Genomic DNA, 14,705 nt, shown 5'->3' with positions numbered 1-14,705 from the left:
CGTCTGTCTTTCGCTTGCAACCTGAAACAGGCCCCCTACTGTCATCCCAAGACAGTGAGGGCCCATGACACAAACCGACATCTGGCGTCTGAACGCCACCGACCTGGCCGCCTTGACCCGCAGTGGTGAACTGAGCGCCGAAGAAGTCACTCAGAGCGCCATTGACCGGATGCAACAGGCCAACCCTGCGCTGAATGCGGTCGTCGAAGACCTGAGCACAGAGGCCCTGAGCCGCGCACGTGGTCTGGATACGGCCGTGGCGGGTGGCGCACCGGCAGGGCCGCTGCACGGTGTCCCGGTCACCATCAAGATCAACGTTGATCAAAAGGGGCACGCAACCTCGAACGGTGTGGTCGCGCTGAAGAATGTGATCGCTCCGGACGATTCCCCTGTGGTGCGCAATTTGCAAAACGCTGGGGCTATCGTGATCGGGCGGACCAACACGCCCGAATTCTCGTTCCGCGCTGATACGGACAACCCGCTGCATGGACGCACCCATAATCCTTGGGGGCGGCATATCTCGCCCGGCGGATCTTCGGGTGGGGCCGGTGCGGCGGTGATGGCCGGGATCGGCGCGCTGGCCCATGGCAACGATATTGGCGGCAGCCTGCGGTTTCCTGCAGCGGCCAATGGCGCGGTCACGGTCAAACCCGGATTGGGCCGCGTGCCAGCATGGAACCCCAGCCAGCAGGCCGAGCGTGGAATTCTGGCGCAATCCATGTCGGTGCAGGGGTTGATCACCCGCTCCGCAGCCGACCTGCATCTGTCCATGCCCAGCCTGATCGCCCCGGACCCGCGCGACCCGTTCCACGTTGCTATGCCTTGGCGCGGTGAGGTCATGGACGGCCCAATCAAAGTCGCCTTCACCAAGAACACCTTTGGCTACGCCCTGCACCCCGAGGTCGACAAGGCGTTGGACACGACCCGCGACGCGCTGGTCGACGCCGGGTATCTGGTCGAAGAGATCGACCCGCCTGACGTATTCGAGTGCGGGCGGTCCGGCTATCGCGCCCTGATGGGCGAAGTTCTGACACTGCTACGAGGCGACATCGAGGCGGCGGGGTCAGAGACCATCCGCGAAATATTCGAGGTCTACTTTCAGGAATTCCCGCCCATCGTGGAAACCGAACTGGTCCGCATGTTGGCCAAGCGCACCCATTATGCCCGCGAATGGTCAATTTTCATGGAAGACTACCCCTTGGTCCTTTCACCCTTCCTGCCCCAACCGTTTTTTAAACCGGACCGAGACACCGAAGGCGCAGAAGGCGTGCACGAGGTTCTGGGCTGTGCGGTCTATTCCTATTCGATGAACTTCCTTGGCCTTCCCGCCGCGTGTGTACCTGCCCGACTGGCCGAGTTGCCCAATGGGCCGCAACCGATCAATGTTCAGATCGCGGCCCGCCGCTGGCGTGAAGACATGGCCGTGGATGCCGCCGCCGCGATCGAGTCGCGCGTCGGCCAAATGTGCCTGCCATTGTGGGAGAAGATGGGCGCCTAAAAACGGCCCTGAACGAAAATAGACCCCGGGTTATTGTGCCCGGGGTCCGCTTGCTAAAATATGCCCGGATATCTTTAACGAGCGTAGCACCACCTACCCTCGCCAGCGCGAAAACTGCGCAATCGTTCGAAAACGTCGTTTGGTGGCCACTCACTCCCACCGTGACGTGATCTCCGGGCAATTCAAGATTAGCGGAATGTTAATGAACCTCATGTGAACCAGTTCACACAAGCTCTAAAAATTTCGTAAATCCCATATTTTAGGTGAATTGCTCGGAAATAAGGCGTTCTTCTAACCCATGCCCCGGGTCAAACAGAATGCGATGCTGGATCGAGGGTTCGGACCGGATCTCGACCCAGTCGATGTCTGGGAAAGACACCGAATCCGCATCGGCCATGACCGGGCGCTTGTCAGCGTCCAGTACATCGAACCGGACTTTGGCGATCTTGGGCAAAAGCGCGCCTCGCCACCGGCGCGGTCGGAATGCGGCGATGGCTGTCAGGGCCAGAACGTCAGAGCCAATCGGCAAAATCGGGCCATGTGCCGAATAGTTGTACGCCGTCGATCCCGCGGGCGTGGACAGCAGCGCACCATCGCAAACCAGCTCGTCCATCCGCACCCGGCCATCAACGCTGATCTTTAGCCGAGCGGCCTGCGGACCGGCCCGCAGCAGCGACACCTCGTTGATCGCGAGGGCCTCGTGCATCTTACCTGACTGATCCATCGCGCGCATGGCCAGCGGGTTGATGACCTCTTCTTCAGCCGCATCCAGGCGCGCCATCAGGTCGGTTTCATGAAACTCGTTCATAAGAAAGCCGATTGTGCCACGGTTCATGCCGTAAACCGGCGTGTCCAGGTGCTGCATATTGTGCAGGGTATGCAGCATGAAGCCATCACCGCCCAGCGCCACCACCACATCTGCATCCCGCGGCGCGGCGTTGCCATAGCGTTCTACCAGAACGTCGCGGGCGGTTTGCGCCACTTTGACGTCGCTGGCGAGGAAAGCGATTCTCTGGATCATTTGTTACGGTTTCCGGTCTTGCACATTTGGTTCCGAAACAATCATACCTTTCCCCGATAGGCCAGACTTGACGCCACTGCTGGCCAAATCGTCGCTTTAAAGCTTTTGCACCTGTACAGTTTCCGATAGGAAATCCGCAAGATTTTGACACAGCCATGTGGAGCGCCCATGAACGCCAATCTCCGTGATACCGGATTTTTCACCCAGTCCCTCGCCGACCGTGACCCCGAGCTGTTCGGCTCGATCACATCCGAGCTGGGCCGTCAGCGCGACGAGATCGAGCTGATCGCATCCGAGAACATTGTCTCTGCCGCCGTGATGGAAGCGCAGGGTTCGGTGATGACCAACAAATACGCCGAAGGGTATCCTGGTCGTCGTTACTATGGTGGGTGTCAATTTGTTGATATCGCTGAAAACCTGGCCATCGACCGCGCCAAAGAGCTGTTTGGCTGCGGGTTCGCCAACGTGCAGCCGAACTCCGGCTCTCAAGCCAACCAGGGCGTGTTCCAGGCGCTGATCAAACCCGGCGACACTATTCTGGGCATGAGTCTGGATGCCGGTGGTCACCTGACCCACGGTGCACGCCCAAACCAGTCGGGCAAGTGGTTCAACGCGGTGCAGTACGGCGTACGCAAAGAAGACAACATGCTGGACTATGATCAGGTCGAGGCACTGGCGAAAGAGCACCAGCCCAAGCTGATCATCGCCGGTGGCTCGGCCATCCCGCGCCAGATCGACTTTGCCCGCATGCGTGAAATCGCCGACATGGTCGGTGCCTACCTGCACGTGGACATGGCGCATTTTGCCGGTCTGGTCGCTGCTGGTGAGCACCCCAGCCCCTTCCCGCATGCGCATGTGGCGACCACCACCACGCACAAGACCCTGCGCGGTCCGCGTGGCGGCATGATCCTGACCAACGATGAAGATATCGCCAAGAAAGTGAACTCGGCCATCTTCCCCGGCATTCAGGGCGGCCCGTTGATGCACGTGATCGCGGCCAAGGCCGTCGCTTTTGGCGAAGCTCTGCGCCCCGAGTTCAAGAACTATATTCAGCAGGTCGTGACCAACGCGCAGGCACTGTCGGATCAGCTGATCAAGGGCGGTCTGGACACGGTCACCCACGGCACTGACACGCATGTTGTTCTGGTCGACCTGCGCCCAAAAGGCGTCAAAGGCAACGCGACCGAAAAGGCCCTGGGCCGCGCGCATATCACCTGCAACAAGAACGGTGTGCCGTTTGACCCCGAAAAGCCGACCATCACCAGCGGCATCCGTCTGGGTTCACCCGCCGGCACCACGCGCGGCTTTGGCGAGATCGAGTTCCGTCAGATCGCAGACTGGATCATCGAGGTTGTCGATGGTCTGGCAGCCAATGGCGAAGAGGGCAACGACGCAGTTGAAGCCAAGGTCAAGGCCGAGGTCGCGGACCTTTGCGCCAAATTCCCGATCTACCCGAACCTGTAAATCCTACAGGCTTGATGACACACAGGCGGCGCCCCCAATGGGCGTCGCTTTTTTTGCGTTCAGATAAACCCGCGCCAGCGCAGAACGACCAGCACCAATGCCGACAGGGCCAGAAAACCCAGCGCGAGCGATCCAAGAAAGCTGAGGAACCAGCCCCAGCGACGATCCGCTAGATTGATTGCGGTCAGATGGGTCTGAACCTCTTCAGATGCCTGCGCCAGTTTGGGCGTGTCCAGCACCAACCGCAATTTCGGATGTGCAGCCATCTGTTCGGCCCGGGCGAGCAGCATTGCCTGCTTGTAAATCCTGCGCGGAAGGCGGCGCTTGGCCTTGCGAACCGAGGCCGTCAGCGTCTTGTCCTTTATGCCAAGCTTCGCACGCAACAATTGCACCGTGTCCGCGATCTGGCCTTGGATATCCGTTGTCTGCGTCATGACGCCCTCCTGCGCGCGGAATGTAACCTCGGGCAGCGGGGTCGACAATGGGGCTGGCTGTTTGAAACGGGTGAAGGTATCACGGCCATATGCTGAACACGATCATCCACGGCGAACCGACCTCGAATCCTCCTCTTTTGATTGCGCATGGCCTGTATGGGTCGGCCCGCAATTGGGGGGTCATCGCGCGGCGTTTGTCGGATGAGCGGCAGGTCGTGGCCGTGGACATGCGCAATCATGCCTACAGCGCCTGGACAGACCAGCACAGCTATCCCGAACTGGCTGCCGATCTGGCCGAGGTGATTGAGCATATCGGAGGGAAAGCAGACGTCGTCGGCCATTCGATGGGCGGCAAGGCCGCGATGATGCTGGCACTTGGGCACGGTGATCTGGTGCGCAAACTGGTGGTCGCGGACATTGCGCCGGTCACCTATACGCACAGCCAGATCCAGTTCATCGACGCTATGCGCGCTGTCGATTTCTCGACCATCGAACGCCGGTCTGACGCCGAGGGTCAACTGGCAGCGCAAGGCGTCGAAAAAGCGCTGCAGAGCTTTTTTACGCAATCCCTTGATATCAAGGGAAAGCGATGGCTGCTGAACCTGGACACGCTGGCGGCAGAGATGCCCAAGATCATGGGTTTCCCCGAAACGGGTGCGTCATGGAACGGTCCGACTTTGTTCCTGTCGGGCGGTGCGTCAGATTACGTCCTGCCTGAACACCGCGACACGGTCCGCACCCTGTTCCCGGCTGCGCGATTTGCAAAGATCCCCGGCGCGGGCCATTGGCTCCACGCCGAGAAACCACGTGAATTCGAAGCGGCCGTCAGGACATTCCTCAACGCCTGATCAGGCAGCGTTTTGATACAGACGTTTCGCAACCAGCCAGGACGCTGGCAACGCGGCAAGGCAACCTGCCGCAGCTGCCGAAACAATCGCAACCGTTGATACAAGCCCGGCGGTAAGGACCGCGATAACGGCTGAACCGGCCAAGGCGGTTGCGATCAGGGAATAGAGTATGGCGGCAAGGCGTAGCATCTTCCGTTTTCCTTATGTTTGAAGCCCGAAGATTACATTACATAGTTGGAATATTAGGTGCCTTGATCTGCGTCAGATTTTGGTGGTACTGGGTCCGAAACTCACGTGACCTCGCCACCACCATTGATCCAGTCTGGCAGGCCGCCAACGTTGTAGACCTGTTCATAGCCCATATCTTTCAACAGCTTGCCCGCCAATGCCGCCCGGCTGCCTGCGGCGCAATACAGCACAATGGCCCGATCCTTGCGCAGTTCGGGATCGTGAGACTTCAGACTATCGTCAGCGCGAAACTCTAACATGCCACGTGGGATGTGATGTGCGCCTTTGGCGCGACCGGTCTGCTGCAACTCGATCGCGTCGCGTACGTCCAAAAGCAGCGCGCCCTGCCCGATCAGGTCTTTGGCCCCGTTTGTATCAACCCGTGCGACGACAGCGTTCGCCGCCTCCATCATCTGGCTTACGGTCAATGGCATGAAAGGTCCCCTCTGGTGAATCTCACCAGATGCTAGCACGCAAAATCGAGAATGCGCAGACTGATTGCCCGATTGGGCAATCAGTGCTCGCGGAAGGCGCGCGACATACTGTCTGTCACGGGCTTTGCGATATAGGCCGCAAAGGTGCGCTCCTCGGTCTGGATCATGATCTCGGCCGGCATGCCCGGCGTGGGAACGAATCCACGCACGCGGTCCATCTCTTCCGGGGCCAGCGAGATACGCGCCAGATAGACCTCTTGCGGGACACCAGCCGAATCTTCGACCAATGCGTCCGCCGAGACATAAAAGACCTCGCCACTCAGCACCGGCGTCGTGCGCTGGTTCAGCGCCACCAGTCGAACGGTGGCCTGCTGACCAGTTACAACGCTGTCGATCTCGGTCCGGGGTACCTGAGCCTCGATGATCAGAGGCGCGTCCGAGGGTAGGATTTCGGCAATAGGCTCACCGGTTTCGATTACGCCGCCTGCTGTATGGTAATGCAGGCGCACCACGGTACCGGAAACCGGAGCCCGAACCACCGCCCGTTCCAGAACGCTGCGGGCCTGACGGCTTTTTTCCCGAACACTTTCAAGATCGGCTTCGATGACACCCAGTTCGTCCAGCGCCGCTTCGCGATAGGCAGAGCGGGTGCGGGTGATCTGTTCTTCATACTTCAGGATCATCTGGTTGATTTCGGCTGTTTCGGCCATCAGACGCGCCTGCTGGCCTTCCGCTTCGGCTTGAACGCGGCGGATCGTGTTCAAATCGCCTTTGCGCACCAATCCCTTTTCGAACAGGGCCTCTTTGGTTTCGAACTCTTCCTGCAGGATTTCCGAACGCCGGATCATGCTGTCCAGCTGCGCCTCAAAACCGCTGGAACGGATCTTGAGCGCCTCCATGTTGCGTTGCAGCAGGGCGATGTCGTTCAGCAGCGTTTTGCGGGACACGTCAAAGCTGATCTTTTGCCCATCCAGAATGCCCATGACTTCGACGTCATCCGACGCTTCTATCAATTCGGGCGAGAACTCCAGCCGTTCTTTTTCGTTGTACTCGGCCGACAAACGTTCAGTCATCGCCTGCAGGCGGATTTTGCGGACGAACAGTTCGCGCTCATTCGCCTCGGCCGAGGTTTGGTCCAGGGTCATCAGAACCTGACCCTGCTTGACCGTCTGACCTTCGATCACCTTGATGTCGTCGATGATGCCGCCTTCGAGGTGCTGCACAATCTTGTTGCGACCTGTGGCAACAAAACTGCCTTGCGCAATCACGGCCGCGGCCAGAGGCGCGCGGAAGGACCAGATGCCAAATCCGCCGAAGCAGACCACCAACATAATCAAGCCGATCACCACGAACCGGCTGATCGAGCGCGGAACCTCGGCATACCAGACCGTTGGGTCCTTGGGATCGTTGTTTACTGGGACAAGTTCATTCATGCCGGACCCCCTTGCTGTGATTGAATGCCGGGCCTGTTGCCCCGCGACGCATTCAACTGCTGCAGCACCTGTTCACGCTGACCAAACAATGCCACGCGGCCATCCGTCAGCAGCATGATCTTGTCGACAACATTCAACAGTGTTGGTTTCTGAGTGATCACCACAACGGTAATCTTGTTTGCCTTGGCCTGCGCGATCGCGCGGGACAGCGCCTGATCCCCAGCCACGTCCAGGTTCGAGTTTGGTTCGTCCAAAACAACCATGCGTGGGTTGCCAAAGAAGGCGCGCGCCAGTGCGATGCGCTGTTTCTGACCACCCGACAGCGGTGAGCCATCGGCAGCCACCACAGTCTCGTACCCCTGTGGCAGGGTGGCGATCATGTTGTGCACATCAGCCAGAACGGCGGCGTCGTGGATTTGTTCATCCGTCGCATCCGCGCGCATCCGGCCGATGTTGTCTTTGATCGTGCCGGGGAACAGCTGCACATCCTGCGGCAAGTAGCCGATGCTTTCGCCGAACTGGCGCGGATCCCAGTTGCGGATGTCCATCAGGTCCAACCGGACACTGCCGGATGTCGGCAGGATCGAGCCCACCAGCGTCTTGCCCAGCGTGGTCTTGCCTGCACCGGAGTTCCCAATCACGGCGAGTGTCTCACCGGGGTTCAGCGAAAAACTGATTCCGTTCAGGACAACGCGCTTGGTACCACCCGGTACAAACAGCAGACGTTCCACATCCATGCGCCCTTCGGGGCGCGGCAGACGCAGTTTTTCGAATTGCAGAGCCGAGTTGGACAGCAGGTTCCGGATGCGCCCAAAGGCTGCGCGGGTCAGCAGGAATGAGTTCCAGCCTTCGATCGACCCTTCGATCGGTGCAAAGGCCCGCCCAGCGATGATCGAGGCCGCGATGACCATACCGCCAGTGATCTCACCCTGCAGCGCCAGGAACGCGCCCCAGCCCAGAATGGCGATTTGCGTCAACAGGCGTACAGCGCGCGAGATTGCAGCGAAAATCACGTTCCGGTCCTGCGCGCGCACTTGCCAGGTCAACGATTGCGCTGTGTCCCGGCCCCAGATGCGTACCGCCTCGGGGATCATCGCAAGCGCGTTGATGATCTGGCTGTTGCGCGCCATCGAGTCCAAATGCTGGTTCGCCATGGATTGTGCCCGGTTCGCCTCTGCAAACGGTTTGGCGGTCATTTTCTGGTTCACGAACGCGATGATCATCAGCAACAACGCAGTTACGATCACGATGGATCCCAGCTGCGGATGCACCAGGAAGATCATCAGGATAAACAAGGGCGCGAAAGGCACATCCAAGAATGAAATCAGGGTTCCCGACACCAGGAACCCACGCACTTGCTGCAGATCGCCCAATGTCTGGTATTCACGACCATTGCCATGCAACGAAGCATGGGCTGCGGCACTCAGAACAGGTGCGCCCAACCGAGCGGCCACCTCAACCGCAGTGCGCATCAGCATAAAGCGACGCACCGCATCAAAAGCCGCCTGAAAGATCACCGCACCAGCGACGATGGCCGTCAGCATGATCAGTGTGTCCAGCGACCGGCTGGTCAATACCCGGTCACTGATCTGGAACAGGTAAATCGGGATCGCAAGGATCAGAATGTTCGTGGCGCAGGTCAGCACCAGAACAAAGGCCAGATTGCGCCAGATTGCGCGCAGCGACGTGCGCAGCGTGTTCTGGAAATCCTCTGGAGGAGTGCGCTTGTGGAAAGTCTGGGGTGGCCCCTTGCCGTCACCTCCGCCCGTTTTTCGGAGTTGCATCGGCTCGTTCGCCTTAGCCTCGATTGTGGCACCTATGCGTTCACCGCCCTTCGAGCGCGATTGAGGGGTCGCTCGCGCTGTCGTTTCCGTAGCGGTTTCAGGATCGGGGCTTGAGGCATCCTCGGCCACCCCAGCGTCGCGGCCCTGGGCATTCTGGTCTTGATCGGGCTGCGACTGAGCGCGCCGGGGGGAAGCTGCGGCGCGTATTGGTGGTTCAGATCTGGGTTGAGTCGCTTTCTTTTTGGGCTTCACAGCTTTTGCGGCGACAGACTCTTCCTGCTTGGCAGTCGCTTTGGGACTGCCTTCAGATTCTGGCACACGCATTTTTTTGTTTAGACGCAAACTGGGCGCCTTTGCTGTTTGTTGTTGGGACTTATCGCTGCCATCTGGCTGCGTAGGTTGACCAACGCCCTCAATATCAAGCGGGCTGGCATCAGGAGAACGACGCGACGAAAAAACAATCGACATTTTAAAACTTTCGGAGCACTCGCAACAAATACAGTCTTTACGCTAACATGAATCGACCGAAACGGATATAAAATTTACGCCAGCATGGATTGCAGCGCATCATCACTGCCTGCCATCTCGGACGGTGTCAGGTTCGACTGCGCCTGAGCGATCGCTTCATCGCCAGCCGCTGCCGTTTCTTCCATAAGTATGGCGATCGCTTCATTTGCGATCTCGGAGACGTCTTCCTGATCGGGAATATCGAGCAGTGACGCTTGGTGAATCAGAAGGTCGGAATACTCTCCTCCCCCCGCCATCACGGTCGAGTCGACGCCAGTCTTGGTAATGTTTGCGGCGTTCAGCAGAGCATTGCCAGCGCCATTTACCGCCGCATTGACTGCTTCGGCTCCTTCGACCGTCATATCATCCTGATCTTGCAACAATGTGATCTGTTCGACAGAATTGACCTGCACCAGATCACCTTCGATGTTGAGAACGCGGATCAACTCCATCCCTGCATAGTCGGGGTTGGACGTCAGAGCATCCTCAAACGCTTCGCGGTCGACCTGCTGAAGGGTCAGCGCCTCTGCGTGCGGCATGTCCAGCTCTTCCAGCGTGTCCTCGCCGGTGGCCGTCACAGACGCCTGGTTCATGACCAGGTTTTCATTGCCTTCCTGATCCGGCGTGCCGCTGCCGTAGACGTCATCATCCATCAAGGCAATTGTCTGGTGCAGCACATCGACGGAAACCATGTTCCCGCCAATCATGATCAGGTCGTAGAAGTTGCCCAGCTGAATGATGTTGGTCACGTTGGTCAACACGTTGTCACCCAAGGTGTACAGGCTGGTCGAGGCCGAGAGTTCAGTGCTGATCTTGTCGATATCCGTGGCGTCGATCACTTGCTTGATAAAGTTGGTGACCCACAGATCACCTTGAATCCAAGTGACCGAGACAATCGGGTCCGCACTTGACTCCGAGACATTGTCTTCAACCCACCAGGCTTCGCTGGCTTCGGTTCCTATGTGCGCTGACTGCACTACATTTGTGCTGCTTTGTACGCCGGGTCCGCCCTGATCGACGTCCGATACAACCGCCACCTGGCTGACAACCGTGAGGCTGACAGACTTGCCGCCCACCGCGATCACAGGCGCATCAACCCAGGCCAACGTGATGTCGACCTGATTGACTGCAAGGTTTCCACCAGCGATTACCGTGTGACCTTCGCCGAATTCCTCGTCATCCGACCGGTCCCACTCGTCGGGCGTCATGTCAGGCGTATCGCCCTCTTCTTCCTCTTCTTCGTCAGTCTGGTGATGGGCTGGCAACAGATCGTTCCAGTCCGGCATCTCATCCACTTTTTCACCGTTCACGAAAATGCCCAGGGCGTCCTCGCCGTGGAACTGGTAAACGGTCACGCCCTCGATCTGCGAAACCATCGGCGACTGCATCTGGTCGGCCAGGCTTTCGAGATACTCGAGCGATTGGTAATCTTCGATGTTCAGGGATGGGGTCACAATCGCATGCATCGACAGCGCGACGTCCAGCATCTCCTGACCTTGGGCGATCTGCAGCTCAAGGTCGCGGAACACGCCTTGGCCGATCACATCGTTGTCGTTCATGACAATTGTCTGGAACGTGTAGGTCACAGCCGAGCCGATAATCAGCGGCGCAACCTGCGGATCCGGGACGACGATAACGGTCTGGGCCTCGCCCAGTTGAACGGCCGGCACATAGGGGTCGGGTCCAAAACCCGGGCCCGAAATCATCTGAGCAATTTCCAGCGGTCCATTCGGGACCGGAGGCAAAGGAAGATCAGCAGCAGGCGGCAATAGCTTGTACGGGAGTGGATCGTATTCGCCTGGATCAAGCTTCAGATTGGCTTTGACCCGAATTGTGGTCGGATCTTCCAGTTCTTCCAATTCGTTCTTGCGCCGCAGCGCTACAAATTCCTGATACTCATCACGCAGACGAGCTTGTTCAATAGTAAGTTCAAAGGTTCCAACAAAATGCGCAATCGTTTCTGTAATACTGTCGAGAGACATATCGGTTTCCTTTTCCCCTCTCCGGCCTGAAATTTCCGGTTTGGGTTTGTTGCGCCGAGGCCGCCCGATACGGCCTCGGCAGTTTTATGGAAATGGGTCGGGGCCCGATAATTCGGGCCCTGACTGCGACTTACACGTCCGTGTCGTCGCTGTTGCTGGTCGCGGTCATCGAACCGCCAACCATTGTCGTATCGACCGAGTTGCCAAGAACGTTGGCACCCATGACGATCGACTGGTTGAACGCCGATGTATCGACCACGGCAGCTGCCGATGCATAGGACTCACCGTTGACGATTCCGTCGCCTTGGTTGCCCGAGCCCCACGTACCTGCGTCACCGCCGGTTCCGCCTGCACCCGAGTATGCACCCGATGCAGCGCCACCGTCGACGTCAGCACCGTAGGTCGCACCACCGGTCGCATTGCCTGCGGCACTGCCAGTGGTTCCACCGTATCCGGCTCCGGCTCCACCGCCGCCACCAACACCAGATTGTGCTGCACCAGTGGCGCTGCCCATTCCGGTCGAGTGTGCGTCGTTGTTCGACATCGAGTCGCCGCCGTATCCGGCAATGGCTTCTGCCATGCTGTCTGCCGAACCATCAGTATCCGCGGTCGAGAAGACGTCGGACATGCCGCCGTCACCGGCTTCGTTGTTGGCGTCAGCAGATCCGGCACCCGTACCTGTGGATGCTGCATCCTGCTGCACGGCACCGCCGCCGCCACCAACACCGTCTGCAGTTGCAGTACCGGTACCGTTAGCTTGTGCGAACCCGTCAGCGTTGTTGGTTCCACCGTCACCAGCGTTGACTTGTGCGTCCTGGTTATTGTCGGCTTCACCGGTTGCATCGCCAGGTGTTTGCGTGACGACCGGACCAGCAGCGTTCTGGTCACCTACGCCCTGCGCACCAGCTTGCGAAGCAGCTGTACCGCCGGTTCCGTTGGCGTCGCCAGCGTCGCCTCCGGTTCCTGCTGCACCTGTGCCGTCGCCACCGGTACCCATTCCGCCGTCAGCTTTGCCGCCAACGCCTGTGGCACCATCACCACCGGTGCCCATACCGCCCGTGGCATCACCGCCAGGACCGTTGCCACCGTTGGCTTTGCCGCCAACACCGGCCGCACCGTCACCGCCGTCACCGTCGCCGGTTGTTGCGTCACCGCCTGGGCCGTTTCCACCGTTGGCTTTACCACCAGTTCCGGGGTTACCGTCGTTGGTGTCGCCGCCGCCGTTGGAAGCGTCGTTGGAGCCGTTGTTCAGACCCAGCAGACCGTTTTGCTGGTTCTGTGCTGCAAGCGCCGCGTCGATTTGGCCAGAAGCTCCGCCATTGCCGTCACCAGCATTTGCTTCGCCACCGTCGCCTTCACCAGCGTCGGCTTCGCCGCTGTCGCCGCCAGAGCCAGATCCGCCCGTGCCTTCGCCAGCATTGGCTTCGCCACCGGCACCTTCGCCGGCATTGGCTTCGCCACCTTCGCCGCCGTCACCAGCGCCACCTGTGCCTTCACCAGCATTGGCTTCGCCGCCTTCGCCGCCGTCACCATTGCCTTCACCACCGGTTCCTTCGCCGCCTTCGGTGTCACCACCGTCTGCGTCTGCGTCAGCACCAGAGGCTGCGCCGGCCAGGCCAAGCCCAACGTTGCCACCCGAGGCCGAATCGCCGTTCTCGGCTTCAGATTCGCTCTCGTTGATTGCACCGCCAAGGTTACCGGCCAGTCCGCCGCCACCGTTTGCATCTTCGGCATCGACATCGTTGTCAGCATCGCCATCAACTGCGTTGTCAGCGTTCGACTCGTTGTCGCCACCGGCAGACTCGCCACCGTTCTCGGCATTGGCCGACCCGAAGCCCAGACCCAGACCGATGGATCCGGCGTTTCCGCCTTCGCCGCCGTCAGAGTCGACGTCCGACTCAGAGCTGCCTTCGTTGTTGGCTTCGGATGCGCTATCTGCTGCGCCGCCTTCACCACCGGTGCTTTCGCCGTCAGCGCTGGCTTCCGAGTGTCCGACACCCAAACCGAAGTTCAGAGCATCACCCGAGTCGCCACCGTTGCCGCCATCGCCGTCACCGTCGGCATCGCCGCTATGACCACCAAAGGCCGCAGTGTGTCCGCCGTAGGTTTCGCCGTAAGCGTCACCGCCATAGGTTTTGCCACCGTCGCCGGAGTTTCCGCCGTCAGCGCCAGCAGAGATACCGTCACCGGCACTTGCATCGCCGCCTTTCGCGTCACCCATCTGCTTGAAAGTACCGTCGTTATGCACTTCGGCATTTTCCAGAGTGTCACTGTCTTCAAGGCTGGCATACTGGCTGTTGATCGCCGACATTGCGGTGGTTGTGCCGCTCATGTCGATGGACAGGTCCATGTCGTCGCCGGGATCGTAGTCGATGTCGCCACCAGCAGTGATCACGTCACCGAATTCGGACCCATTGGCGTCAATATCAACAACATCGTCGTCGCTGGGCATGCCTTCTTCACCGAAGTCAATGTTTACCCAGTTCGAGTTGTCGTTGTTGCCGTTGGTCTGACCTTGACCCTGGTTTTGGCCCTGGCCCTGGTCTTGACCTTGGCCCTGGTCTTGACCTTGGCCCTGATCCTGACCCTGACCTTGCTCATTTTCGACCTTGGTCTTCTGAGCCTGTTCCTGGTCCTGACCCTGACCCTGATCGTTGTCGACCTTGGTCTTCTGTTCGGTCATGTCAGCGTCAATATTGGCCTCATCGACGTCTACGTCGGCGTATACAGGCACATACGCTTCATCAACATTGATTTCATCGATATTTGCAACGTTATTTGTCGTGCGTTTATCAGACATATGATTTTCCACTTACTAAGCGCACGGGCCGTCATTCATCTCCAAAACGGCTACTGGCGCGGTTAAAACTAGTCACAACACGCAAGCGCAAAACGCGCTTGGATGCGGTTTCCTTCAGTGAATTATCTCCCACCCTCCTTTCTCGGCTTAGCCGATAAAGTGTCTGCGGAAATGGCTCGCGGTAATGCGCGATTCGCGGACACACTGGACTTGTGGCTTCGAAATAGAAGCTCGGTCATGGTTACAGGCCGGAAGCAATCTGAATAGCTACC

General features: G+C 59.1%; 11 protein-coding genes. 3 read left to right on the top strand and 8 right to left on the bottom strand.

All coding sequences use genetic code 11. The annotated features are described in order from the left end of the window. Positions 1-64 precede the first annotated feature (64 nt). A complete protein-coding gene (locus J7416_RS01410; RefSeq protein ID WP_209222371.1) occupies positions 65-1,498 on the top strand; it encodes an amidase family protein in 1,434 nt (477 codons plus the stop codon). Positions 1,499-1,757: 259 nt separating this feature from the next. Here the strand turns inward: J7416_RS01410 and J7416_RS01405 are convergent, their stop codons facing one another. Beyond that, positions 1,758-2,519, bottom strand: a complete 762-nt coding sequence (locus J7416_RS01405) for an NAD kinase (protein ID WP_209222369.1) — start codon at positions 2,517-2,519, stop codon at positions 1,758-1,760. A 168-nt stretch (positions 2,520-2,687) separates the two neighbouring features. On the opposite strand from J7416_RS01405, the gene glyA reads away from it, so the two are divergent. Beyond that, on the top strand, positions 2,688-3,983 hold the full coding sequence (gene glyA, locus J7416_RS01400; protein ID WP_209222367.1) for a serine hydroxymethyltransferase: 1,296 nt from the start codon (positions 2,688-2,690) through the stop codon (positions 3,981-3,983). A gap of 59 nt (positions 3,984-4,042) precedes the next feature. On the opposite strand, the gene J7416_RS01395 is transcribed toward glyA, so the two are convergent. Next, entirely contained in the window at positions 4,043-4,417 is a 375-nt protein-coding gene (locus J7416_RS01395; protein WP_209222365.1) for a hypothetical protein, read from the bottom strand. An 89-nt stretch (positions 4,418-4,506) separates the two neighbouring features. Here J7416_RS01395 and J7416_RS01390 point away from each other — a divergent pair, with 89 nt between their 5' ends. Then, entirely contained in the window at positions 4,507-5,265 is a 759-nt protein-coding gene (locus tag J7416_RS01390; RefSeq protein ID WP_209222363.1) for an alpha/beta fold hydrolase, read from the top strand. Here the strand turns inward: J7416_RS01390 and J7416_RS01385 are convergent, their stop codons facing one another. From J7416_RS01385 to J7416_RS01360, 6 genes are all read right to left on the bottom strand, one after another. Then, positions 5,266-5,454, bottom strand: a complete 189-nt coding sequence (locus J7416_RS01385) for a hypothetical protein (RefSeq protein WP_209222361.1) — start codon at positions 5,452-5,454, stop codon at positions 5,266-5,268. Between the two features lie 101 nt (positions 5,455-5,555). Continuing rightward, a complete protein-coding gene (locus J7416_RS01380) occupies positions 5,556-5,927 on the bottom strand; it encodes a rhodanese-like domain-containing protein (RefSeq protein ID WP_209222359.1) in 372 nt (123 codons plus the stop codon). A gap of 80 nt (positions 5,928-6,007) precedes the next feature. Continuing rightward, a complete protein-coding gene (locus tag J7416_RS01375; protein ID WP_209222357.1) occupies positions 6,008-7,360 on the bottom strand; it encodes an HlyD family type I secretion periplasmic adaptor subunit in 1,353 nt (450 codons plus the stop codon). Further along, positions 7,357-9,612, bottom strand: coding sequence for a type I secretion system permease/ATPase (locus J7416_RS01370; protein WP_209222355.1), 2,256 nt, complete (start codon positions 9,610-9,612; stop codon positions 7,357-7,359). The genes J7416_RS01375 and J7416_RS01370 overlap by 4 nt, the downstream gene beginning before the upstream one ends. A 74-nt stretch (positions 9,613-9,686) precedes the next feature. Beyond that, positions 9,687-11,633 carry a type I secretion protein gene (locus tag J7416_RS01365; RefSeq protein ID WP_209222353.1) on the bottom strand — a complete coding sequence of 649 codons (1,947 nt, stop codon included), beginning with the start codon at positions 11,631-11,633 and terminating at the stop codon, positions 9,687-9,689. Positions 11,634-11,763: 130 nt separating this feature from the next. After that, complete coding sequence (locus tag J7416_RS01360) at positions 11,764-14,433, bottom strand: hypothetical protein (RefSeq protein WP_209222350.1); 2,670 nt, start codon at positions 14,431-14,433, stop codon at positions 11,764-11,766. Between the last annotated feature and the right edge of the window lie 272 nt (positions 14,434-14,705).

The sequence above is a fragment of the Ruegeria sp. R14_0 genome (assembly GCF_017743975.1).
Lineage (GTDB): Bacteria > Pseudomonadota > Alphaproteobacteria > Rhodobacterales > Rhodobacteraceae > Ruegeria.
Note: the sequence above shows the minus strand (reverse complement) of the source record. Positions and strands in the feature narration are given on the sequence as shown.

What these genes read in the sequence shown, in the direction of transcription:
- J7416_RS01390 (WP_209222363.1), top strand. Translation starts at nt 4,507, where the DNA reads ATGCTGAACACGATCATCCACGGCGAACCGACCTCGAATCCTCCTCTT.
- J7416_RS01395 (WP_209222365.1), bottom strand. Translation starts at nt 4,417, where the DNA reads ATGACGCAGACAACGGATATCCAAGGCCAGATCGCGGACACGGTGCAA.
- J7416_RS01375 (WP_209222357.1), bottom strand. Translation starts at nt 7,360, where the DNA reads ATGAATGAACTTGTCCCAGTAAACAACGATCCCAAGGACCCAACGGTC.
- J7416_RS01365 (WP_209222353.1), bottom strand. Translation starts at nt 11,633, where the DNA reads ATGTCTCTCGACAGTATTACAGAAACGATTGCGCATTTTGTTGGAACC.
- J7416_RS01380 (WP_209222359.1), bottom strand. Translation starts at nt 5,927, where the DNA reads ATGCCATTGACCGTAAGCCAGATGATGGAGGCGGCGAACGCTGTCGTC.
- J7416_RS01360 (WP_209222350.1), bottom strand. Translation starts at nt 14,433, where the DNA reads ATGTCTGATAAACGCACGACAAATAACGTTGCAAATATCGATGAAATC.
- J7416_RS01385 (WP_209222361.1), bottom strand. Translation starts at nt 5,454, where the DNA reads ATGCTACGCCTTGCCGCCATACTCTATTCCCTGATCGCAACCGCCTTG.
- J7416_RS01410 (WP_209222371.1), top strand. Translation starts at nt 65, where the DNA reads ATGACACAAACCGACATCTGGCGTCTGAACGCCACCGACCTGGCCGCC.
- J7416_RS01405 (WP_209222369.1), bottom strand. Translation starts at nt 2,519, where the DNA reads ATGATCCAGAGAATCGCTTTCCTCGCCAGCGACGTCAAAGTGGCGCAA.
- glyA (WP_209222367.1), top strand. Translation starts at nt 2,688, where the DNA reads ATGAACGCCAATCTCCGTGATACCGGATTTTTCACCCAGTCCCTCGCC.
- J7416_RS01370 (WP_209222355.1), bottom strand. Translation starts at nt 9,612, where the DNA reads ATGTCGATTGTTTTTTCGTCGCGTCGTTCTCCTGATGCCAGCCCGCTT.